Origin of the sequence: Oceanobacillus iheyensis HTE831 (assembly GCF_000011245.1) — a bacterium.
Lineage (GTDB): Bacteria > Bacillota > Bacilli > Bacillales > Amphibacillaceae > Oceanobacillus > Oceanobacillus iheyensis.
In genome coordinates this window covers 588681-610414 of record NC_004193.1, presented here as the reverse complement: position 1 = coordinate 610414, position 21734 = coordinate 588681, and the positions used below count along the sequence as shown (strand labels likewise).

The following is a 21734-nucleotide window of genomic DNA, read 5'->3' as shown; positions in this document are numbered from 1 at the left end:
CAACATTCATTGGAGGTGCTTTACATGACTTATAGAGACAATAATAATGATGAAGAAAGAAATTTTCCAGAAGAGGAGAATAAAGAAAGTCCTTCAAATTTTGATCAAGAGCAACAAAATATAGAAAACGGGAATAGTGATGAAGGTCATTATGATGATTACTCATCATCACATTATGAGACAGCTTCTACATTAGAAAACGATACTAGAAACCCCTCTACAACAAAAGCTACAAAAAACAAACAACGTGGAGGAGGTTGGTTACGAAGTTTTTCTGGAGGAGCCATTGGCGGGATTATCTCTTCACTTATTATCTTGATGTTAGTAGGTAACAATATACTTCCTGCTTCAGATACTTCTGTCGAAAGTAATCAAGGTAATTCAGAGAGTAATAATGAATCATCTAATAATATTGTTCAGACTTTAGCTTCTGATGATGCAGAAAAATCCACAAATATCGATGAAGTTTCCAAAGCTGTTGTTGGTGTAATTAATAAACAACAGCAAAGTGTGTGGGAGAGCAGTCAAGAAGCCGGAACCGGTTCTGGTATTATCTATAAAAAAGAAAATGACGCGGCTTATGTTGCAACCAATCAACATGTTGTTGATGGTGCAGAGGAAGTAGAAGTAGTTATCGATGAAGAGCATCGTGTTTCCGCGGAAGTACTCGGCGTAGACTCTTTAAGTGACTTAGCCGTACTTAAGATAGATGGCGAGAATGTAGATACTGTAGCTAATTTCGGCTCTAGTACCGATACTCAAGTTGGAGAAACAGTGCTTGCAATCGGAAATCCACTTGGGATGGAATTCGTAAATACAGTTACGAAAGGAATTATAAGTGGGTTAAATCGTTCTGTAGAAGTAGATACCAATAGTGATGGTAGAGCGGATTGGATTACCGAAGTACTTCAAACGGATGCTGCGATAAACCCTGGAAACAGTGGTGGCGCGTTAGTTAATGAAAACGGAGATGTTATTGGCATCAACTCCATGAAAATTGCTCAGAGTAGTGTCGAAGGAATCGGATTTGCCATTCCAGCAGATGAGGCTTTACCAATTATTGAACAGTTAGAAACGGAAGGCGAAGTGTCTCGTCCACTTATTGGAATTAGTACAGCTCCACTAAATCAAGTGCCTGCACAATATCGTGCTGAGATAGATATTCCAGATGATATCAAAGGCGGAATGGTAATAGCAGATGTTCAAGCTGATTCACCAGCAGCCAACGCTGGTCTGGAACAATTTGACGTAATTACAAAAATCAACGGTAATGAAGTAACGTCCATTATAGAATTACGTAAACATCTCTATGAGAATGGAGAAGCTGGAGAACATGTTAAAATCGAATATGTTCGTGATGGTGAAGTACATTCCATTACATTAAAATTAGATGAATTTCAGGCAGAATAAATCTTAAGCTTTTATTTTAAAAGAGGTTGGGACTGACAAAAGTTTTGTTCAAAAGACGGAAGGAAATCTAGCTTAAGCGCAAGAAATTTACGGATAATCCTTATGAGAGTGAGGCATAGGTGAGACCTCGATGCATATGCATTCGGAGGTTCACCGGCCATCTTAGAATAAGCAGCGTATATTTCTGAAGCTGAAACGGCTTTTACTATTGATTCAGATTATCCTTTTGAATAAATCCTTTTGTTCCACCTCTTTTATTTCTGAGTTATTCCTTTTCTATTTTTTAAACTTGTTAATACCACTCTTCATCCAAATCAGCTTCATACTTTTCGTGATTAGGCATTACTTTTTCATATTTACCGTAAATATCAGCTGCAGCAAAATCACTAATATCTGCTGTTAGCTCCTCACTATTAGCATACATATCATCATAATTTTCTTGATCCCCATATAGATCCGAAGGCGTGTCTGACGTTCCATAGCGACTGACATCTTGCCATGTATCTTCTCTATCATACACATTTTGCTCATCTTCATATTTTTCATCTGGGTTGAGATTAGGACTATACGATTGCTCCTCGGTGGGACGATATCTTTCTCTGCCACCTTCATTTGCATGCTTGACACAACGATCAGTGGTTGGTATCGCCTCTAATCTTTCATGTGGTATATCTTCTCCACATACTGTACAAATACCATAGGTTCCTTCTTCTATTGCGTGCAATGCTGCATTAATATCTTCCAGTTCTTTTTCCGTGTGCTCTTGCAAAGCAATATCCTTTTCTCTTTCAAACAATTCCGTCCCAGTATCTCCAGGATGATTATCATAATTGGAAAGTTCTCCGACATCCTCACGCGCAAACTCTACATCCAATCCAAACGTATGTCTTTGCACTTGTTCAATTAATGTCGATTGCCTTTGCAACAATGCTTCCTTACATTGAAGTTGTTGTTGTTTGGATATCATTTCTTTTCTCCCCCTTTTGGACATGCTACGTTGTTAAAATAAAATAATGGCTAGTTATACTATGTGTGATTTTATATGAATGATTCCTATTCAAACATCCCAATTACTGACAAGACTATTTAATTCTTTACTTTTTGTTAAGTAAAGAAGGATTCCCTGTTTTTTTGTAGAATGGTTGTATTAAGTCTTAAAATAAGGAGAATGTAAATGTTATCAGCTAACACAACTACGATAGGTTTCATAGGTACTGGAGTTATGGGGAAAAGCATGGCAAAAAATCTGCTCAATGCTGGATATAGTATACGAATATTTACAAGAACAAAATCCAAAGCTGATGATTTATTAAATATAGGGGCAAAATGGGATAAAGATATACCGACATTGGCAAAACAATGCGATGTAATTATTACAATGGTAGGTTATCCCTCTGATGTAGAAGAAGTATACTTAGGTGAGCAAGGTTTAATAAAAAACTGCAATAAAGGTTCCTACCTAATTGATATGACTACTTCCAAGCCATCATTAGCTGAAGAAATCTTTTCGGTCAGTGAAAAACATGGGTTGCACGTATTAGATGCACCTGTTTCAGGGGGAGATATTGGAGCGGAGAGTGGAACACTTGCTATAATGACAGGCGGAGAAAGAAGCGTGTATGATTACGTCCTCCCTATTTTTCAAGTTCTTGGGGAGAATATATCTTATCAAGGCCCAGCAGGAACTGGCCAGCATACTAAAATGTCCAATCAAATTGCGATTGCATCCAACATGATTGGGGTTTGTGAGTCCTTATTATATGCAAAAAAAGCAGGACTTGATCCGAAAAAAGTATTGGCGACTATTTCCACTGGTGCTGCTGCCAGTTTTTCTCTTTCAAAATTAGGTGCAAGAATGCTTGAAAATGACTTTAATCCCGGATTCTATGTAAAACATTTTATTAAAGACATGAGAATTGCTCTTGAATCTTCTCAAGCGTTCGGATTGGATACTCCTGGCTTAAAATTAGCTATTGATTTATATGAACAACTCTCAGATATGGGTGAGCAGGATAGTGGAACTCAAGCGTTAATCAAAGCCCTCGCATACAGGTCCGAGATGACATTATAGATGAGTATTGGCAAATTATAATTATATCGAGTAGTGGTCAAGCCAACTTATCTAAAACTTTTCAGCCAAGAAATGAGGCCGTTATTTCTGCTTCATTTCTTGGCTTTTTTCAGATATAACCATTGCTAGATCATCATTACCATAAGCTTGAAGAATCTGGATAAGCATCTCTGTATCAATCACATCTGACTCCGAGGAGTCAACTGTCCAATCAATTACTTCTTTAAGAATCGAGTTATTAACTTGTGTTGGATACGCTTCTCCATAAACAGTAAATGGATCTAGTTGATGATTAATGCACCATTGAGCAAATATGAGTACCATTCTTTTTTCATCTTCTTGATATCGACGAATTACTTCTTCATTTTTATCCATAAAAAACACTTCCCTTATAACGCAATATAAAACAAAGCTGTTCAGTTATTTAGTTTACCAGCACAACTTCTCATATAAAAGAAAAGAGGACTACCAAATTGGCAGCCCTCATTGTATTTTAATGATTAAATTATAAACGAACTACGTTAGCCGCTTGTGGGCCACGGTTACCTTCAACGATTTCAAATTCAACGTCTTGACCTTCTTCAAGTGTTTTGAAACCATCAGCTTGGATAGCTGAGAAATGTACGAATACATCGTCTCCATCTTCACGCTCGATGAAACCAAAACCTTTTTCTGCATTAAACCATTTTACTTTACCAGTCATTAGAATGACCTCCTTTAACAAGATCTGCAAGTAAATTGAATCCTAAATACTTTTACACCATCTTGAAAAAGAGACCGTAAAGTATTTCTGAAACTCCAATTTCCTTTTGCAACTTTATTTTACTCTTTTTGTCAGTAAATTGCAAGCGTTTATCTTAGCGCAAAATCTGACATTATTCGATATTTCCAAGCTCAAGCTTCCATTAAAAACTACTAAAGATTTAATGAAAAATTACCATTAATTAAGCATGATTTTCTAAGTCAGCACATAAATTTTAATTTTGAATGGAGGAATATAAATTGAACACTCTTCTCGTTTGTATTATTAATAGCATAAATAAACAAACACTTCTAAATACATTGCAATCCCTAAAACCCCTACACTCACAAATTTTAGAAATTCGATGTATTAGTTTAAAAAGTAACAATTTGACGAAAGATATTAACCATCCGTTATTAGAGCAAATCTCTCCTATAGATAACGATTTAGGTTTAACGCTTAATTATGTAATTGAAGAATCAAAAGCAACAACAGTATTATTTTTATACAATACAGATTATTTACAGAGCGATTTCCCGATAACAAAAGACACAATACATCATATCGAAAAAGAATACAGAAATGTTACGATTAATTATCCTGCCTTTGTTCCCGTATCAACATTAATAAAATATCCATTTCACTCAAGTAAGCACCTTGTATTTCAAGAAGCAGTCTTCCCATTATGGTTAAGTAAAGAAAATTTCAATTCATCGAAGGTTTTAAATATCAAACCAACAAAAATTAACAATTTTAGATCTGAAATAGAAAAACAAAAGGTAATTCATTCCTATAGTCATAAACTTAACCCAAAAAAAGCTCCTTCAATCGCTGTCTTAATTTGTGCTTATAATGAAGAATCTTATATTGACGCTGCAATTCAATCTGCATACTTACAAAATGAACCAGCAGATGAAATTCTTATTATGGATGACGGATCAACGGATCACACAGCTTCCCGTATTAATCAATGGAACAAGTATCAACGTATACGTACCTACTTTCAAAAGAATCAAGGTAAAGCGAACGCATTAAACAAATTACTCTCATTTGTTACTAGCGATTTTATTTTAGAATTAGATGCGGATGATTGGCTAGACTACAACGCTATATCAACCATTAAAAATTATCTAAGCCATTTAGGAAAAAAGGATGTTCTTCTTTATGGTAATTTTAGAAAATGGAAGCAACTCCCTAATGATGAAGTCATATATACAACGCACGCAAAAGGAAAACAAATTTATCATAAACATCAATTATTTAAATACTCCTTACCTCTAGGTCCAAGAATTTATCGTACATCCAGTTTAAATGCAATTCATGGATTCCCAACAATTCCTTTTGAAGAGGGTAGACTATATGAAGATGTGACAGTACTCCATTCCTTATTTGATCTAGGAAATTTTTGTTATCATGATTTTACTATTTACAATGTAAGAGAACATGATCAAAGTATCACCAAAAATAACCATTTCAAATGGAGAGACTATGTTAAGTTTATGGAACAAAATTTCAAGACAGATTAAACTTTGTGCATAAGAGATGTGAAATAATAATTAGGTAAGATAATGCTTCATAAAAATACCTAAATTAGAAAACGAATAATCTACTGATAGGATGGAAAAGGCGAGCCCTTTAATTTGAAACTACGAATAGACTCGCCAACCAACCAAATGTTACCGTAGTATATCTTTGACTAGTATCTTAACTTATGCCGCACTAGAAAAGCGGACAAAATTAATTGCATTCAAAGCAATATATCGTCTGTTACTATCACTATAACCACCAGTTTCAATCACAAGAACCACGCCAAGTGAAACACTGGCTAATATGCCTTCAATAAGGTTATTGTCTGTAGCAATCTCAATTGTTGATCCTACACGAGAAGCTAATTCCGCTGTAAACGTATTATTCATTTATTATCTCTCCTTTTTAAGATTCGTTTACTGTTTCGATTTTTTCAATTAAAACTAGCACTTGTTCTCCATTATCAATTAGAACAATATAGTCATTTTGTACAGAAAGTAGAAGTCCTGATACGATTCCAAATGGAGTAGCGACTTCCACATTTTCATTTAATAAGCCAAGTAATACTTGTCGAATATTACTTGGTTGACTACCACCGTTTCCGTTCTCTCCATTCCCACCGCTACCAATACTAATTCCTCCCAAATCTATACCTACATCGATACTCGGAAAATCAATTGAAAAATCAGTATTCGTTAATGCGTTTGTATTTAAGTTTTGCAAGTTTTGAAGAAGAGATAACAACCTTGCCTGGCGCTCTGTCAAATTAGCCAATTTCTTTCATCCTTCCTGTTTTTTAATTTTTCCAACATAACAGGAACCCATGAATGATAAGAATTTTTTGACACAAAAATTTATATTTTGTACTTCTATTACAAGATATCTAAATTAATCACAATTGCTACAAGCACTTGAATTAATAATTGTATATTAACTGCAATATCTGTATCTGTTGTTGTGATGGTAACATTTTTTGATTTCTCTACAATTGTCTTTTGACGGTTACTTTGTCTCGTTCCCAAGAATTGGTTTAAGTCTTGGAAAACATCGTCTGAACGATCAGAATCAAAAATGGTAATGCTGAGTACTACTGCTATAGCTACTTGAATTCCGATTTGTAAGGAAATTGCAGCTTGCGTATCAGTTGTAGTAACTCTAACACCCTCTGAATCTTTAATGATTATCCACTCATCTGAGATTTGCTCTGTAACAGATACTCCATCGAATTCTTGGTCTACATCTGCATTATCATCAAAACGCTTATCATCACAATGATCTAAAGCTCTCCATTCTTTTTTAGACATACTTATTCACCTCACTTTTTTTGAGAATTTAATTACAAGATATCGATCATAATTACAATAGCTACAAGTAATTGCAGTAATATTTGGATGTTTATTGCTAAGTCTGTATCTGTTGTAGTTACGGTTGCGTCTTTTGTATTATAAATATAGACTTTTTGTTTATTTACTTGACTCGTACCAAGATATTGTGTCAATTCTTGAGCAACTTGTTCACTACGGTCAGTGTCCCCAATGCTAAGACGAATGACAACTGCTATTGCAAGTTGAAGTGCAACTTGTAGGGATACTCCTAATTGGGTATCTGTGGAAGTTACTGTAATGTCACAAGACTCCTTCACCCAGATTAATTCTGCTGATTCCTGTTCTAGAAATGAAAAATCCCCGTCACGTTGTGTAACTGTTGCGTCATTATCAAAGTCAAATGGGTGTGATGATGAATAACTATCAACATAAGTTGAATCACAGTCTGAATGACAAGATTCACTCTCTACATAGTCATATTGTTTTCTGTCGTCGTAGTGTCTTTCTTCATAATGTCTATCTTCGTAATGTCTTTCATCTTGTTTTGAGCTCCTAAAAACTGTCATATACTAACACTCCTTTCTAGTGGTTATAAAATACTTTATGGTAATTTAAACTAGAAGAACTGTACATCTGCACCAGTAATCTAAAAAATAAATAAAACACCTATACTAGGTGTTTTATTTATTTTTATTTTTTGTCATTTTCTTTGTCAGTTAACGTTGTTTTTTTATGATTAAATTCTTCTACTTGTTGCTTTAAGTTTTCAACCATTTCTCGTAACATTTGCTTTTGCTCATCAGATAAGTTTTTCTTTACATCATCTTTATTAATTCCATTTTTTTTAAATATACTATCCACCATCACTTCTACAACCTTATCTGGTAATCCTGATTTGTTATCTGCCATATCAACTCACCCACTTTCTTTATTTATTATGGTACAATCCTTCGTAAAATCTAAATTCATCACAGAATTTAAAATTTCATCGGATGTTACCATCATATTAATCAACACACTCAACTCTCTGCTTCATGCAGATACGCTTTATACTTCATCGTATGGTGTAAATTCCCATCATGACTATGCTTCTGTCTATATAATAGGAATTGAAAAAGCAATGAAGCCATGCTACAATGTTTATTTGCAAGATAAAAAATAGTATTGATACCTACCAACATTTATATCTTGCAAATATGAATGAATAGGTGGTAAAAGAAAATGGAATCAAATCAAGAATATCAAGTATTGTTGTATTATCAATATGTGACTATTGATGATCCCGAAGCCTTTGCTGAAGAACATTTACGCTATTGCAAAGAAATTGGTTTAAAGGGTCGTATCTTAGTTGCAAATGAAGGAATTAATGGAACCGTATCAGGAACCATTGAACAAACAACTGCATACATGGATCACATGCACAATGATGAGCGATTCCATGATATGACATTTAAAATTGATCCTCATGAGGGTCATACATTTAAAAAAATGCACGTTCGCCCTCGTCCGGAGCTAGTGACTTTACGTCTTGAAGATGATGTAAACCCATTAGAAACAACAGGAGAATATTTAGAACCAAAAGATTTTTATCAAGCATTACAAGATGAAAATACAGTTGTATTGGATGCACGTAATGATTATGAATATGATTTAGGCCATTTCCGTGGTGCAATTCGTCCTGACATCAAAACTTTCCGTGACCTTCCTGATTGGGTGCAAGAAAATAAGGACATGTTAGAAGGTAAAAAAGTCGTTACCTATTGTACAGGTGGAATACGTTGTGAGAAGTTTTCTGGCTGGTTGGTAAAAGAAGGCTTCGAAGACGTTGCTCAATTACACGGTGGAATTGTAACTTATGGACAAGACCCTGAAGTACAAGGAGATCTTTGGGATGGTCAACTATATGTTTTTGATGAGCGTATTAGTGTACCAGTGAATCGTAAAGAACATGTTATCGTTGGTAAAGATTACTTTGATGGCGAACCTTGCGAACGATATGTAAATTGCGCGAATCCAGAATGTAATAAACAAATACTGGCTTCAGAGGAAAATGAGCATAAATATTTACGCGGTTGTACACATGAATGTCGTGTTACTCCTCGTAACTTATATGTGAAAGAACATGAACTTACTGGAACGCAAGTCGAAGAAAGATTACTCGCAATCGGTGAATCTTTAACACAAGAAGTGTAACTATAGATAGAGGCTGGGACATAACATAAAGTTTTGGTCAAAAGACGAATGAAAGCAAGAATAAGCGTAAGAAATATATGGAGACTCCTTGAAAATATAAACCAATTTTCTGCGTGCGATGCAATGCTATCGAAGTCTTCCTTGTCCTATGGGAGCAAAGCCTAGTTAAGACCTCGATGCATAAGCATCCGGAGGCCCAACAGCCGCCTTAGGATAAGCGCAGTATATTTCTGAAGTGGCTTTCCAAAGCTAATCATTCGGATTTATCTTTTGCATAAATACTTTTGTCTCATCCTCTTTTTTTTAATCTATTAACTCTTCCCTTTCTATTTATATTTAACATACTCAACATACCATGTATCTTTCCCTTGAATCATCTTCACTCCTACATATCCATCACTTAGGTAATGCTGTTGTTTTTGGGTATCATCCATTTCAATTGTTACCATATCTATTATTTGATTATCGTTAGTTCGTAAATCTTTACAGAAAATATAGCGGAGTTTACCACCATATTTATTCTTTAATTGATAAATCCTCATCCCTAAGGCAAATTTATCTTTTAAACTAGCTATATTAAAAGGAGCTACTGTCGCTAAAATATACCGGAAATCTCTTTCATCCAACGAATTTATCCATGATTTCCCCATAAATGTCTGTAAACCATTTCCTCGATAATCTGGGTGAACATTGGATATTTCCGAATAAACAATTCGTGGGTATTCACTCTCGAGTAGCCCGATATCCTTCCCTAACCCTTCTTCATCATTTTTCGGGTTCAAAAAAGCTCGAAACCCGATTAATTTCTTTTGATCAAACACGCCAATCATTAACTTATCTTCTGCGAGAATTGTAAGAAATTCCTCCTCTGACAAAGGTTCTAATCGATCTTTATCAATTAAATCTTCAATTACTATTTCCTGTAGTTGGGTAATCACAGGTAAATCTTCTTTCGTTAAATACCTTACCATTATATTCGTGCCATCTCGTAATACATGTTGCATAATAATCTAACCTTTCTATTTTGACCTCTATAAGGGGCGTTGTTATAATCTTTTACATAGGAGGGATTTTTTCTATGAGTGTACATGATTTTACAGTAACTACCATTGAAGGGGAAGAAAAAAGACTTTCCGATTATAAAGGTAAAGTGATATTAATTGTGAATACTGCAAGTCAATGTGGCTTTACCCCACAGTTAGAAGATCTCCAAAAACTATATAAACAATATCAAGATAATGATTTTGAAATATTAGGGTTTCCGTGTAACCAGTTTGGTAATCAAGATCCTGGAGCATCAGAGGAAATTTCAGCATTCTGTCAAAAGAACTATGGAGTAACTTTTCAAATGTTTAAAAAAGTTGATGTGAAAGGTAAAGAAGCCCATCCGCTCTATAAGCACCTAACCGAAGAGAAGAAAGGAATACTAGGTGGACAAATCAAATGGAATTTCACGAAGTTCCTTATTGATCAAAATGGAAATGTTATAGAACGTTTTTCTCCCCAAAAGAACCCCAATACGTTAAATAAAGATATTGAAGTTTTGTTACGATAAAAAGAGATCCGGTGAGTCAACGACTGCTTTTTAGCAAATCGCAGACTCACCGAGCTTTTTTTAAAATCAAACTGTATTGTCTACCCCACGTGCTTTATTTCTTCAATTGAGTAAACTCTTGTCGAACTGAATGAAGTAACGCTTTATCGGTTAATAAATCATACCCTGTCTTCGCAAGCGATAGTGCACCATCATATAACGTTTTATGTCCATCATCTGTTATCGTCTGATCAGCAAACTCTGTTGTATGTGCAATAATCCCGGACTTGTTCATCCCAATATAAGGATGAATTGCTGGTACAACTTGACTTACATTTCCCATATCAATAGATCCATAGGATTCTTTTTGAGGATGTACGGGAAGTTCACTTGTTTCTTTTAAATTCTTCGTGAATACCTCTGATAATCGTTGGTTGGTAATCATATTATCATAGCTTAACTCATAGTTTGTTATTTCTAATGATGCACCTGTCATAGCTGCAGCTCCAATTGCAATATCTCTCACTTGATCGACCACGCGATTTAAGTAATTACGATCCTTTGCACGAATATAAAACTGAGCGGTCGCCTTTTCCGGTACGACATTCGCTGCTACACCACCCTCTGTAATAATTCCATGCATTCGAACATCACTTGTTACATGCTGTCGTAGAGCGTTAATGCCGTTAAACAACTGAATCACGCTGTCTAAGGCATTAATTCCCTGTTCAGGCGCAGCCGCTGCATGTGCAGGTTTACCTGTATAGCTAAACTGTAACGCATCCATCGCCAAAGCATCACCACTTTCATGAGATACATCTCCAGGATGAAGAATCATTGCGGCATCTAATTCATCAAAAATACCTTGTTCACTCATCGGAACCTTGGCTCCATTCGTTTCTTCAGCAGGTGTTCCGAATACATGCACCGTTCCTCCAACTTCAGACATGAGCTTACTTAGAGCAATAGCAGCTCCAACACTCATTGTTCCGATTAAATTATGGCCACATCCATGTCCAACACCTGGCAATGCATCGTATTCTGCTAGATAAGCAATATTTGGTCCAGTTTGTGCCCCCGAAAAAGTTGCATGGAATGCAGTCTGTCTTTCTACAATATTTGTTTGCACTTGAAATCCATGCTTTTCTAGAAGACTCGTAAGGAGCTTCATTGACTTAAATTCTTGATCACCTAGTTCTGGATGATAATATAAATGGTCACTAATATCGATTAGGGACGGAATAATTTCTTCCATTTTCTGATTTAAAAGCTGCTTCATTTTAGCCCTCCATATTACAGATTCACTCACTCCATATACACCAACAAAAAATTTATACTTTTATTCTATCATTCTTTAGTATCATCCTTCATTCGCCTGAATTCAAAAAAGAAATAGACTCCAATCAGTAGATAACTAATTAACATACCAAAAATTAATCGGTTATCTTCGCTGATATTCGTATACATTAGTAGATAACTTGGCAAATGCAACGCAACTAACACAAACGGTAGAATAGCAGTTTTCGCCCATATGGATAGACCAATCACCACTATAGCCGCAAGTGATGCAACAATTAAACTTGTTGTTAGACTAAAATGATACATTGGGGATGGATATATATGGTTGATAAACAGCACCGCAATATAAAACAACATACTAAGAATAACTGGTACTGTAATAATCACATATTGTTTTACTCCTAACGTTTGCTTTCTTGAAACATAACGAAAAGCAATCACGGTTCCCGTTAGAAAGAAGATACCATGTAACACAATTCCTATGATCTGCATTAAACTATAGTTTAATGTAAAACTACTCCCTTCCAATAAATTTCCAAATATACTAAAGGAAATGCCTCCAATTAAAATTAATGGTAAATACATCATCCAAGATCTTATATCCACTTTCATTTCTTTTGAGATCATTTGCATGTATTCTTCTGGGGAATCCCCCACAACTTGATGGATATTCTTCCCTGACTTTTCGGCTTCTAATAAGTGACCCTTTAATTCCTCTACAATATCATCGATTTCTTCGGTTTTTTTGCCGCTTGCAAATAAATATAATCGTAGGTTCTCTATAAAACGAACACTTTCTTTACTTAACAATTCCGTACTCATGGTTAATCCTCACTTTCTTTTTGTAATATCTCATTCACACTCAATTGTAGTTGATTCCAGTTTGTTATAAATTCTGCTAATTCCCTTTCCCCTTCTTCTGTCAATGAATAATACTTTCTTTGCGGTCCAGCTGTCGATGCTTTTTTTACAGATTGAACTAGATTTTCTCGTTGCATTCTCAGAAGCAGCGGATAAATTGTTCCTTCACTAACATGATAAAATCCGTACTTGCTTAACTTCTGAGCCATTTCGTATCCATAGCATTCCTCACCATGAATAATTGCGAGCAGACAACCATCTAGTATCCCTTTCATCATTTGTGTTTGTGACATTATATAGCCTCCACATATTATCTAGAATGCATGTCATGATTGCTTATACCTTGTTATACAAGATATATAAATAGTATATATTTTACTATCTTGTATTGCAAGGTATTTGGTAATAACAAAAGCGCAAGCGCCCGTTTATCACAGCTAGACAATTAAAAAGTTGTGGCTGGGACAATAATACTTTTATCCAAGCCACAACTTTAATTTACAAAAGCTTAGTATGCTCTAGCCCAATATACTAATTCTTTTGCTTTTTTACCACAGCATACACAAGTATCTGCTACTTTTTCTTCTTCATAAGGAATGCAACGAGAAGTTGCGGTTGTTTCTTCTTTAATGGATTCCTCACAACTTACATCTCCACACCACATTGCTTTAATAAATCCGCCTTCTTCTATTTTCTCTTTAAATTCATCCATATCTTTTGCAACAGTAGTCATCTCATTTCGATGATCTAGTGCACGTTGATATAAATTCGATTGAACCTCATCAAGCAATTCAACTAAACGAGTTTCTACTTCTGCTACTGGTACGAACTCTTTCTCACCCGTATCACGTCGTACAAGTACAACCTGTTCTTTTTCGATATCTTTTGGACCCATCTCTACACGAACAGGGATACCCTTCATTTCATACTCATTAAACTTCCACCCTGGCATCTTATCGCTGCCGTCAATATCCACACGCGCAACCTTAGCTAATTTATCACGTAGTTCGTAAGCTTTATCAAGTACGCCTTCTTTATGTTGGGCAATCGGAACAATCATCGCCTGGGTTGGAGCAATTTTTGGAGGAACAACAAGTCCACGATTATCTCCATGTACCATAATTAAAGCACCCATAATACGCGTCGATAATCCCCAAGAAGTTTGGTGAACAAATTGACTCTTGCCATCTTTATCAAGATAATTAATATCAAACGCTTCTGCAAATCCGGTTCCAAAATGATGAGACGTTCCTGATTGCAAAGCTTTCCCGTCATGCATCAATGCTTCAATCGTAAGCGTGAATTTTGCACCAGCGAATTTTTCTTTATCTGTCTTTCTTCCTTTTAGGACTGGGACAGCTAAATACTCTTCTACAAGTTTTGCATAGGTTTCTAACATGCGATTTGTTTCTTCGGTTGCTTCTTCATCTGTTGCATGTGCAGTATGACCTTCTTGCCAATGGAATTCAGAAGAACGTAAGAATGGACGTGTTGTCTTTTCCCAACGAACTACATTTCCCCATTGATTATAAAGTTTTGGAAGATCACGATACGAATGAATATTATTGGAATAGTAATCACAGAAAAGCACTTCTGATGTTGGACGAACCGCAATACGTTCGGTCAATTCTTCTTCTCCACCATGGGTTACCCATGCAACTTCAGGAGCAAATCCTTCTACATGATCCTTCTCTTTTTGAAGCAAACTTTCTGGTATAAATAAAGGAAAGGCAACATTTGTATGTCCCGTTTCTTTAAACATACGATCCAATTCATTCTTGATATTTTCCCAAATTGCATAACCATACGGTTTTATAATCATTGTTCCTCTAACTTGTCCATAGTCTACCAAGTCTGCTTGCTTTACAACGTCGGTATACCATTGTGCAAAATCATCTTCCATCGCAGTAATTTTTTCTACGAACTGTTTATTTTTCTTTCCCACTTCCTACACCTCATTTTCATCTATTTGAATCAATTTCATAATATGATCTTGTATAAAATTCGAAGACGACACTTTCCCTTCCAATCAAAGCCCAGTATATTCTATAATTGGAACATTATTCTTGTATAATAGGAACTCTCCAATTATGAAATTAACTCATTTAAAATGTATTAAAAAACACAAAAAATCCTCCATCCGTAAAAGGGACCGAGGTCTGGTGGTACCACCCTTGTTTGCATCCAAAATCGGATACACACTTTACGTAGATAACGGATTTCACCGCGCACATCTTATAGCAGAGCCTTTCGATGGCGAACTCTAGAGATAGGTTCCTAAAATTATCTATAGAAGAGTCTCAGCATTCTCTTCCTCTCTGTGTTAGATAAATAAAAGTACTAGTCTCCGTCCACGTTTCATTTATGTTTTAAATATATAGTCAGACGCTATGAAAGTCAAGTGTGCGACTATCTTACCTCTGCACCAATCGACTGTTCAAAATGTCCGAGCGCCCACTCATGTCCCACTTGATTAAAGCTAGCCACTGCATCCTGATGGATGACAATTCGAAATCCTTTATTATATGCATCTACAGCTGTATGTAAAACACATATATCAGTACAAACTCCAACAAGATGAACTTCTTCAATTCCACGTTCTCTTAGCTTTAGTTCTAAGTCTGTACCAGCAAATGCACTATATCTTGTTTTATCAAAGTAATAGACATTTTCCTGTTCTTTTATACGTTGATAAAGTGTTTCTAACTCTCCAAATAATTGTCTACCTTTTGTTCCAACTATATTATGGGGAGGAAATAGTTGTTGTTCGGGATGATACTCATCGTCAGGTTGATGTGCATCAATAGCAAAAACCACATAATCTCCTTGATCAGCAAAGGCTTTCGTTATTTGTACAATTTTACTTTCAATGGCTTGTCCAGGTTTTCCAGTAGTAAGTGCACCATCTTCTGCTACAAAATCAATTGTATAATCGATATTTAATAATGCCTTTTTTTTCATCTACTCTTAACTCCCTTTCTTAAAACAAGATTAAAATAAAGAACCAAATAATCATAATTAGCTGCAAGACGATCTTTGCAAACGAACCTCCCAAGAAGCCAATAAGAGAACCAATTGCTGATCGGAATGCTTCTTTTAACGTTCGATTTTGGATTTTTTCAACTATCAATACCACGAAGAAAGGTACGTAAATAATTCCAAATGGAGGGGTGATAAAAGATCCAATAATTACCGCAACTGCAGCTGCACGTTCCCCTGTTTTACTGCCTCCAAAACGTCGTACAAAATAACTATTGGCGATAATATCAGCACCAAATAATAAAATAGTGATAAGTATCATTGCTATCCAGAATAGAGTATTTAATTGATCCCCGCTCAAAACAAATTGATAAAGGATAAAACCTATCCAGATTACTAGAACTGAAGGTATAATTGGAAAAATAATACCTATAAAACTAGCGATAAATAATAGTGCGATAATAATCCATATAATAATCTCAAACAAAGATATACCTCCATTCCCATCTCTAACTTGCTTTTTTACCAAACATACTGGATAGTTTTGTTTCTTCTTTTCCTATTATCCGCTTATAATTTTCAATATGTTTATAAATACTCAACACAGATAACCCAACTACGATAAAAAATGGAGCTAAACCAAAGATGTAGTACGTCGTTATAAGGAATGAGATATACATACTCAAAACTCCGACCGCCAAATAATCCGTAGCGATCGTAAATAGGATTAGTACTCCAATCCCAATTAATGCTATTCGCCAATCAATTGCAATTAAAGCTCCGACAAGAGAAGCAGTTCCCTTTCCACCACTAAACTGCATCGTTATTGGGTAGTTATGTCCTATAATAACAAATAATGCGGTTAAATAGATATAAATATGTTGTTCTTGAGTGGGTATGGCATTTCCCTGAAGTAATATTAATAATAGAAATATGGCGGCTGTTGCTTTAAATATATCTATGAGTGCTACGACAATTCCATACTTCCACCCTAATAAAATGGTTGTATTCGATGCACCTGCATTCTTCACTCCTCCGTCTTTAATATTAATTCCTTTTAGTTTACCTACGATTTGGGAACCATGTATACAGCCAAATATATATCCTAGTAAACTAGCAATTACATAATACATTTTACTCCCCCTTTTAATCATCGCCGAATTGTGTCATTATTCGTAAATCACGATTCTTAAGAAGTATATGCTAGTAATTTCAGAATCGAAAATTATGATGAGCCTCACTTCATTATATGATTACGCTTTCATATAATCAATCACCTTTATACGTCTCATTGGCAAGTTAAACGTAAATTGGAATGATTTCCATCAAATAGATAAATCGTGACAATTTTTCTTCAATAGGTTTAATTTAATTATTCTACAAGTCTATTCATGTTATTCTTTTAGAGACATTCAATTTGTCAAAAAAGGAGTAATAAGCTTAATGAGAGGCTTGACACACTTTATAACTACTTGGGTGCCCATTATCCTTTTTGTAGCTATTGTTTTTATGATTTATCAGGAAGCAAATCAACCCGAAACTATTTATGTGGGGGAAGGAGCAACTGAAGCTTCTGAACTTCACCCCGTAGTGGAAAAAGCTAAAAACGAACTGGTTGATCAAGCTTCTAAGAAAGATATCGATGTCATGATAACGGATGAAGTCCGCTCCAAAGAGAGACAGGATGAACTTTATGCAAGAGGACGAACCACAGAAGGAACCGTTGTAACACATGCTCAAGGTGGAGAAAGCTATCATAATTATGGACTAGCAATTGATTATGCTATTAAAAATAATAACGGCAATGTGCTTTGGGATATACACTACGATGGTAATAACAATGGTGAATCCGACTGGTTTGAAGTAGCTGAAATTGCTAAAGAAATTGGTTTTGAATGGGGAGGCGATTGGCAGCACTTTAAGGATTATCCTCATCTTCAAATGACATTCGGATTAAGTATAAATGAACTTCAAAAAGGCTATAGGCCGCCTCCAGATAAATAAAGAACCATTCATGTTTACTTGAACATCTTTAAGTTGGTATCATGAATGGTTTTGTTTTTTAATCGTTATTCGTTTTTTTCTCCTTCTCATCATTTTCTTCCTCATCTGGAAGCGGATCAACCTTATGCTTATACCCATACCCTTTAGAAAGGGTTAGCAACGATAATCCAATTACCATAGCAACTACCACTACAGAAACAATGATGACAGTTATCATCGAACCAGACATATTATCCCTCGCTTTTTTACGCTTGTTTCTTTTAGGGTATCGAATATACAAATTTCTTTCAATCACAATATTTTTATTCCATCCACTTCTCTCGAGCAAATTCTGTGTATATCCAAGCATTTATCATTATAAATAAGTATATCTCTGTATAAACCGTATTAAATTCTTTAAACTAAAAAATATACAGTTTAATTCCAAATTATCAGAATATACCACATTTGAGAAGTTTTTCATATCTCTGTAACATGTTTAGTAACGAATGTTGGGCGAACACCGCATTCTTTTTTTTAGACTATGAAGCGGTGATATTTTACTAGAGATAATAGATTCAAAACCGTATTCATAGTTATTTTTTCTTATAAATATATAAAAATACTAGGAGGTCAATTAAGTTGAAGAAAAAGTTAATAACGGTATTAATACTTAGTGCAACGCTCGTTTTCTTAGCTGCCTGCGGTTCAGATAGTGGAAGTTTAGAAGACTTACAAGATGGAGGAACTGTTCAAGTAGGTTTTGCAAACGAAGCTCCTTATGCATATGAAGATGATAATGGTGAATTAACTGGGGCTTCTGTTGATATTGCAACTGCAGTTTTTGCAGAATTAGGAATTGATGATGTAGAGGGTAAACTTTCTGACTGGCAAGAACTAATTCCTGGCGTACAGGCTGGTCAATTCGATGCAATTACTGCCGGAATGGCGATTCGACCTGACCGTTGTGAAAATGCTTTGTTCAGTGAACCTACTATGCAATATGGAGAGGGTTTAGTAGTAACAGCAGGAAATCCACACGGTTTAGAAAGCTATCAAGATATAGCAGATAATCCTGATGTCAAAGTAGTTGTTATGGAAGGTGCAACTGAAATTGGCTACTTAGAAGAAATGGGAGTCGATCCAAGTCAAATTGAAACAGCGGCAGACATTCCAGCAACTCTAGCAGCTGTACAATCTGGACGTGTCGATGCTACCACAGGTACAGAAATGACAGTTCGCATGGCTTATGATAATGCACAATCAGATGAAATTGAACTTGTAGAATCCTTTGAACAACCACCTATTGATGGAGTTCCTAGTTATGGTGCTGCAGCATTCAGTTTAGAAAATGAAGAGCTACGTGATGCTTATAATGAGAAATTAAAAGAACTAAAAGAAGATGGAACAGTAGCTGAATTGCTTGAACAAAACGGCTTCCACCCAGAAAACAACTTTGTAGAAGATGGTTCAGTAACTACCGAGCAACTCTGTAATGGGGAAGTATAACACTAGAAATGTGAGTTGAATTACAGACTCCATAGGGTCCGTTTCCTTGCCTGAGGGAGCGTGCCCTATTTTTTTGGAACGAAGTCTACTTATGATAAAGGAGTGATTACAATTTCTACTTTAATGGATATATCTGAAAAGTTGCTTCAAGGGATTGGAGTAACGTTTACGATATTATTAGCTTCTGCTCTTTTTTCTTATCTTATGGCATTTATAGCTGGGCTGTGCCGTCTATCTGATAATGTTATTATTCGGAAAGGAACAGGATTTTATGTTGAAGTCTTTCGAGGAACATCTTTAATTGTTCAATTATTTTGGTTTTACTATGCTCTACCAATGTTATTTGGGTTTAATTCATTAGATAATTGGTGGATTGGTGTAATCGCTATTGGATTAAATTATGGTGCGTATTTATCAGAAGTTGTTAGGAGTTCTATCTTAGCAGTTTCTAAAGGACAAAGCGAAGCTGCTACTGCATTAAACATGTCTCGATTCCAACGAATGCGTCTGGTTATCTTTCCTCAAGCTGTTCGAATGATGTTACCAGAGTTCGGAAATTATACAATCCAAATACTTAAAGGAACTTCTCTTGTTTCATTAATTGGACTTCAAGACATATTGTACCATGGAGAATCTCTCCGAAATGTAAGTAGTATGGAAATGGGAGGACTTATCTACTTTGTAGCACTCATATTCTACTTTGTTTTAGCATTACCATTGATTTTCTTTACCAGAAAGGCAGAAAAAATTGCAAAGAAAGGGGTTGCTAACTAATGAATTATTGGAGTTGGGAAACATTCATGGATGCTTTGCCATTTGTATTACAAGGATTAGGAATTACTGTTGGTTTAACTATTTCTTGTTTCCTCTTTGCAATGATTTTTGGGTTCTTTTGGACATTTGCTCGACGAGTAAAAAACCGACCTTTTAATTTTATCGTTACTTGGACAATGGAGTTTATACGTTCTACTCCTCCGCTTGTTCAATTATTCTTTATTTACTTTGCGTTCCCTAGTGTTCCTGTTATTGGCATGACACTACATCCGTTTGTATGTGCAGTGTTAGGTTTAGGTATTCACTTTAGTACTTATATAGGTGAAATCTATCGATCCGGAATTGAAAGTGTTGAGAAAGGACAATGGGAAGCATCCACCTCTTTAAACTTTTCTACCTTGGATAAATGGCGGAAAATTATTTTACCTCAAGCGATTCCACCAACGATTCCAATGTTAGGTAATTATTTTATTATCATGTTTAAAGAAGTTCCTATTACATCAACGATTAGTGTAGGTGGTATTATGTTAATGGCAAGAACTTACGGAGCGCAAAATTGGTCTTACTTGGAGCCAATTACAATAGTAGGTATTATTTTCTTACTATTAAGCTATCCGTCAGCAGTGCTTATTAAAAAATTGGAATTAAAATACAACCGCAATTTCGACAAAAACCAAATTAAGAAAAAAGGAGCCTTAACATAATGACAGAACCGATAGTAAAATTTCAAGATATCCATAAGTCCTTTGGTGATGTAAAGGTATTAAAGGGAATTAATTTAGATATTCATCCAGCTGAAAAAGTTGCTGTGATTGGTCCGAGTGGTTCTGGTAAAACAACGATTATTCGAATGCTTATGACATTAGAAGAACCAACCGACGGAGATATTATTGTAGGAGGAAGAAACCTCTGGAAGATGGAGAAGAAAGGGCAATTAGTACCCGCCAACGAAAATCATTTGCGCGAAATACGTGGAGATATCGGAATGGTATTTCAACATTTTAATTTGTTTCCACATATGACAATTCTAGAAAATTGCATGACTGCTCCTATTAATGTAAAGAAAGAACCAAAAGAAGAAGTAAAAAAACGTTCTATTGAAATGTTAAAACGTGTTGGTTTAGGGGATAAAGTAGATAACTACCCTAGCCAATTATCCGGTGGTCAAAAGCAGCGTGTTGCGATGGCTCGTGCACTGGTTATGCGTCCGAAGATCATGCTGTTTGATGAGGTTACCTCTGCACTTGATCCAGAGCTAGTTGGAGAAGTTCTGAATGTTATACGTGACATTGCAAAAAATGATGATATGGCGATGGTTCTTGTAACACATGAAATGGACTTTGCTCTTGATATAGCTGATAAAGTCCTATTCTTAGACGAAGGGGTTATCGCCGAGCAAGGTACAGCCAGTGAAGTGATTGAGCACTCTGAAAATGATAGACTTCAAGAATTCTTACATCGTTTTAGAGGCTAAATCGATCGCTTCAAACGAAAAAGACAAGAAAAAAGTGCTATCCGTTAAAATCA

At 35.5% G+C, this 21734-nt stretch carries 27 protein-coding genes and 1 other annotated feature; of the genes, 10 read left to right on the top strand and 17 right to left on the bottom strand.

Features of this window, described 5'->3' with window-relative positions; genetic code table 11:
• Nucleotides 1-24: 24 nt before the first annotated feature.
• On the top strand, nt 25-1410 hold the full coding sequence (locus OB_RS03135; RefSeq protein WP_011064987.1) for a S1C family serine protease: 1386 nt from the start codon (nt 25-27) through the stop codon (nt 1408-1410).
• A gap of 292 nt (nt 1411-1702) precedes the next feature.
• Here OB_RS03135 and OB_RS03130 read toward each other — a convergent pair whose 3' ends face one another.
• Entirely contained in the window at nt 1703-2377 is a 675-nt protein-coding gene (locus OB_RS03130) for a yteA family sporulation protein (RefSeq protein WP_011064986.1), read from the bottom strand.
• Nucleotides 2378-2584: 207 nt separating this feature from the next.
• Here OB_RS03130 and OB_RS03125 point away from each other — a divergent pair, with 207 nt between their 5' ends.
• On the top strand, nt 2585-3481 hold the full coding sequence (locus OB_RS03125) for an NAD(P)-dependent oxidoreductase (RefSeq protein WP_011064985.1): 897 nt from the start codon (nt 2585-2587) through the stop codon (nt 3479-3481).
• Nucleotides 3482-3562: 81 nt separating this feature from the next.
• On the opposite strand, the gene OB_RS03120 is transcribed toward OB_RS03125, so the two are convergent.
• Nucleotides 3563-3856 (bottom strand): hypothetical protein, encoded by a 294-nt coding sequence (locus tag OB_RS03120; protein ID WP_011064984.1) that lies wholly within the window; start codon nt 3854-3856, stop codon nt 3563-3565.
• Nucleotides 3857-3986: 130 nt separating this feature from the next.
• Nucleotides 3987-4184: a cold-shock protein CspD gene (gene cspD / locus OB_RS03115; protein WP_011064983.1), complete on the bottom strand. Its 198-nt coding sequence runs from the start codon at nt 4182-4184 to the stop codon at nt 3987-3989.
• A gap of 428 nt (nt 4185-4612) precedes the next feature.
• Here cspD and OB_RS03110 point away from each other — a divergent pair, with 428 nt between their 5' ends.
• Nucleotides 4613-5749 carry a glycosyltransferase family 2 protein gene (locus OB_RS03110; RefSeq protein WP_231846983.1) on the top strand — a complete coding sequence of 379 codons (1137 nt, stop codon included), beginning with the start codon at nt 4613-4615 and terminating at the stop codon, nt 5747-5749.
• 183 nt (nt 5750-5932) lie between these two features.
• Here OB_RS03110 and OB_RS03105 read toward each other — a convergent pair whose 3' ends face one another.
• From OB_RS03105 to OB_RS03085, 5 genes are all read right to left on the bottom strand, one after another.
• Nucleotides 5933-6139 (bottom strand): hypothetical protein, encoded by a 207-nt coding sequence (locus OB_RS03105; RefSeq protein WP_011064981.1) that lies wholly within the window; start codon nt 6137-6139, stop codon nt 5933-5935.
• Nucleotides 6140-6155: 16 nt separating this feature from the next.
• Entirely contained in the window at nt 6156-6524 is a 369-nt protein-coding gene (locus OB_RS03100; protein ID WP_011064980.1) for a DUF2642 domain-containing protein, read from the bottom strand.
• 98 nt (nt 6525-6622) lie between these two features.
• A complete protein-coding gene (locus tag OB_RS03095; RefSeq protein ID WP_011064979.1) occupies nt 6623-7054 on the bottom strand; it encodes a spore coat protein in 432 nt (143 codons plus the stop codon).
• 32 nt (nt 7055-7086) lie between these two features.
• Complete coding sequence (locus tag OB_RS03090; RefSeq protein ID WP_011064978.1) at nt 7087-7641, bottom strand: spore coat protein; 555 nt, start codon at nt 7639-7641, stop codon at nt 7087-7089.
• Nucleotides 7642-7765: 124 nt separating this feature from the next.
• Nucleotides 7766-7984, bottom strand: a complete 219-nt coding sequence (locus tag OB_RS03085) for a hypothetical protein (RefSeq protein ID WP_011064977.1) — start codon at nt 7982-7984, stop codon at nt 7766-7768.
• Between the two features lie 312 nt (nt 7985-8296).
• On the opposite strand from OB_RS03085, the gene OB_RS03080 reads away from it, so the two are divergent.
• Nucleotides 8297-9268: a rhodanese-related sulfurtransferase gene (locus OB_RS03080; protein WP_011064975.1), complete on the top strand. Its 972-nt coding sequence runs from the start codon at nt 8297-8299 to the stop codon at nt 9266-9268.
• A 326-nt stretch (nt 9269-9594) separates the two neighbouring features.
• Here OB_RS03080 and OB_RS03075 read toward each other — a convergent pair whose 3' ends face one another.
• Nucleotides 9595-10272, bottom strand: a complete 678-nt coding sequence (locus OB_RS03075; protein ID WP_011064974.1) for a GNAT family N-acetyltransferase — start codon at nt 10270-10272, stop codon at nt 9595-9597.
• A gap of 74 nt (nt 10273-10346) precedes the next feature.
• On the opposite strand from OB_RS03075, the gene OB_RS03070 reads away from it, so the two are divergent.
• Entirely contained in the window at nt 10347-10823 is a 477-nt protein-coding gene (locus tag OB_RS03070) for a glutathione peroxidase (protein WP_011064973.1), read from the top strand.
• A 94-nt stretch (nt 10824-10917) separates the two neighbouring features.
• On the opposite strand, the gene OB_RS03065 is transcribed toward OB_RS03070, so the two are convergent.
• The 7 genes from OB_RS03065 to OB_RS03035 all read right to left on the bottom strand — a co-directional run bounded on the left by OB_RS03065 (nt 10918) and on the right by OB_RS03035 (nt 17074).
• Entirely contained in the window at nt 10918-12081 is a 1164-nt protein-coding gene (locus OB_RS03065; protein ID WP_011064972.1) for a M20 family metallopeptidase, read from the bottom strand.
• A gap of 68 nt (nt 12082-12149) precedes the next feature.
• Nucleotides 12150-12923 (bottom strand): DUF1129 domain-containing protein, encoded by a 774-nt coding sequence (locus tag OB_RS03060; RefSeq protein WP_011064971.1) that lies wholly within the window; start codon nt 12921-12923, stop codon nt 12150-12152.
• Between the two features lie 2 nt (nt 12924-12925).
• Nucleotides 12926-13255 carry a PadR family transcriptional regulator gene (locus OB_RS03055; RefSeq protein ID WP_011064970.1) on the bottom strand — a complete coding sequence of 110 codons (330 nt, stop codon included), beginning with the start codon at nt 13253-13255 and terminating at the stop codon, nt 12926-12928.
• A 215-nt stretch (nt 13256-13470) separates the two neighbouring features.
• On the bottom strand, nt 13471-14907 hold the full coding sequence (proS, locus tag OB_RS03050; protein WP_011064969.1) for a proline--tRNA ligase: 1437 nt from the start codon (nt 14905-14907) through the stop codon (nt 13471-13473).
• A gap of 199 nt (nt 14908-15106) precedes the next feature.
• Nucleotides 15107-15325 (bottom strand) — a binding site (T-box leader).
• Nucleotides 15326-15371: 46 nt separating this feature from the next.
• On the bottom strand, nt 15372-15923 hold the full coding sequence (locus OB_RS03045) for a cysteine hydrolase family protein (RefSeq protein WP_011064968.1): 552 nt from the start codon (nt 15921-15923) through the stop codon (nt 15372-15374).
• Nucleotides 15924-15942: 19 nt separating this feature from the next.
• Nucleotides 15943-16428, bottom strand: coding sequence for a DUF456 domain-containing protein (locus OB_RS03040; RefSeq protein WP_011064967.1), 486 nt, complete (start codon nt 16426-16428; stop codon nt 15943-15945).
• A gap of 22 nt (nt 16429-16450) precedes the next feature.
• Nucleotides 16451-17074, bottom strand: a complete 624-nt coding sequence (locus OB_RS03035) for a glycerol-3-phosphate acyltransferase (protein WP_011064966.1) — start codon at nt 17072-17074, stop codon at nt 16451-16453.
• A 310-nt stretch (nt 17075-17384) separates the two neighbouring features.
• On the opposite strand from OB_RS03035, the gene OB_RS03030 reads away from it, so the two are divergent.
• Nucleotides 17385-17945 (top strand): M15 family metallopeptidase, encoded by a 561-nt coding sequence (locus OB_RS03030; protein ID WP_011064965.1) that lies wholly within the window; start codon nt 17385-17387, stop codon nt 17943-17945.
• Nucleotides 17946-18003: 58 nt separating this feature from the next.
• On the opposite strand, the gene ytzI is transcribed toward OB_RS03030, so the two are convergent.
• Complete coding sequence (gene ytzI, locus OB_RS18045; protein WP_011064964.1) at nt 18004-18240, bottom strand: YtzI protein; 237 nt, start codon at nt 18238-18240, stop codon at nt 18004-18006.
• A gap of 326 nt (nt 18241-18566) precedes the next feature.
• On the opposite strand from ytzI, the gene ehuB reads away from it, so the two are divergent.
• The 4 genes from ehuB (at nt 18567) to ehuA (ending at nt 21681) form a co-directional block, all read left to right on the top strand.
• A complete protein-coding gene (ehuB, locus tag OB_RS03025) occupies nt 18567-19433 on the top strand; it encodes an ectoine/hydroxyectoine ABC transporter substrate-binding protein EhuB (protein ID WP_011064963.1) in 867 nt (288 codons plus the stop codon).
• 123 nt (nt 19434-19556) lie between these two features.
• Nucleotides 19557-20207: an ectoine/hydroxyectoine ABC transporter permease subunit EhuC gene (ehuC, locus tag OB_RS03020; protein WP_050750234.1), complete on the top strand. Its 651-nt coding sequence runs from the start codon at nt 19557-19559 to the stop codon at nt 20205-20207.
• The gene (ehuD, locus tag OB_RS03015) at nt 20207-20911 is read left to right on the top strand and encodes an ectoine/hydroxyectoine ABC transporter permease subunit EhuD (protein ID WP_011064961.1); all 705 of its coding nucleotides are present in this window, start codon (nt 20207-20209) and stop codon (nt 20909-20911) included. The genes ehuC and ehuD overlap by 1 nt, the downstream gene beginning before the upstream one ends.
• Complete coding sequence (ehuA, locus tag OB_RS03010) at nt 20911-21681, top strand: ectoine/hydroxyectoine ABC transporter ATP-binding protein EhuA (RefSeq protein WP_011064960.1); 771 nt, start codon at nt 20911-20913, stop codon at nt 21679-21681. The genes ehuD and ehuA overlap by 1 nt, the downstream gene beginning before the upstream one ends.
• The last annotated feature ends 53 nt before the right edge of the window (nt 21682-21734 follow it).

What these genes read in the sequence shown, in the direction of transcription:
- OB_RS03135 (WP_011064987.1), top strand. Translation starts at nt 25, where the DNA reads ATGACTTATAGAGACAATAATAATGATGAAGAAAGAAATTTTCCAGAA.
- OB_RS03130 (WP_011064986.1), bottom strand. Translation starts at nt 2,377, where the DNA reads ATGATATCCAAACAACAACAACTTCAATGTAAGGAAGCATTGTTGCAA.
- OB_RS03125 (WP_011064985.1), top strand. Translation starts at nt 2,585, where the DNA reads ATGTTATCAGCTAACACAACTACGATAGGTTTCATAGGTACTGGAGTT.
- OB_RS03120 (WP_011064984.1), bottom strand. Translation starts at nt 3,856, where the DNA reads ATGGATAAAAATGAAGAAGTAATTCGTCGATATCAAGAAGATGAAAAA.
- cspD (WP_011064983.1), bottom strand. Translation starts at nt 4,184, where the DNA reads ATGACTGGTAAAGTAAAATGGTTTAATGCAGAAAAAGGTTTTGGTTTC.
- OB_RS03105 (WP_011064981.1), bottom strand. Translation starts at nt 6,139, where the DNA reads ATGAATAATACGTTTACAGCGGAATTAGCTTCTCGTGTAGGATCAACA.
- OB_RS03095 (WP_011064979.1), bottom strand. Translation starts at nt 7,054, where the DNA reads ATGTCTAAAAAAGAATGGAGAGCTTTAGATCATTGTGATGATAAGCGT.
- OB_RS03090 (WP_011064978.1), bottom strand. Translation starts at nt 7,641, where the DNA reads ATGACAGTTTTTAGGAGCTCAAAACAAGATGAAAGACATTACGAAGAT.
- OB_RS03085 (WP_011064977.1), bottom strand. Translation starts at nt 7,984, where the DNA reads ATGGCAGATAACAAATCAGGATTACCAGATAAGGTTGTAGAAGTGATG.
- OB_RS03080 (WP_011064975.1), top strand. Translation starts at nt 8,297, where the DNA reads ATGGAATCAAATCAAGAATATCAAGTATTGTTGTATTATCAATATGTG.
- OB_RS03075 (WP_011064974.1), bottom strand. Translation starts at nt 10,272, where the DNA reads ATGCAACATGTATTACGAGATGGCACGAATATAATGGTAAGGTATTTA.
- OB_RS03070 (WP_011064973.1), top strand. Translation starts at nt 10,347, where the DNA reads ATGAGTGTACATGATTTTACAGTAACTACCATTGAAGGGGAAGAAAAA.
- OB_RS03065 (WP_011064972.1), bottom strand. Translation starts at nt 12,081, where the DNA reads ATGAAGCAGCTTTTAAATCAGAAAATGGAAGAAATTATTCCGTCCCTA.
- OB_RS03060 (WP_011064971.1), bottom strand. Translation starts at nt 12,923, where the DNA reads ATGAGTACGGAATTGTTAAGTAAAGAAAGTGTTCGTTTTATAGAGAAC.
- OB_RS03055 (WP_011064970.1), bottom strand. Translation starts at nt 13,255, where the DNA reads ATGTCACAAACACAAATGATGAAAGGGATACTAGATGGTTGTCTGCTC.
- OB_RS03045 (WP_011064968.1), bottom strand. Translation starts at nt 15,923, where the DNA reads ATGAAAAAAAAGGCATTATTAAATATCGATTATACAATTGATTTTGTA.
- OB_RS03035 (WP_011064966.1), bottom strand. Translation starts at nt 17,074, where the DNA reads ATGTATTATGTAATTGCTAGTTTACTAGGATATATATTTGGCTGTATA.
- OB_RS03030 (WP_011064965.1), top strand. Translation starts at nt 17,385, where the DNA reads ATGAGAGGCTTGACACACTTTATAACTACTTGGGTGCCCATTATCCTT.
- ehuC (WP_050750234.1), top strand. Translation starts at nt 19,557, where the DNA reads ATGGATATATCTGAAAAGTTGCTTCAAGGGATTGGAGTAACGTTTACG.
- ehuD (WP_011064961.1), top strand. Translation starts at nt 20,207, where the DNA reads ATGAATTATTGGAGTTGGGAAACATTCATGGATGCTTTGCCATTTGTA.
- ehuA (WP_011064960.1), top strand. Translation starts at nt 20,911, where the DNA reads ATGACAGAACCGATAGTAAAATTTCAAGATATCCATAAGTCCTTTGGT.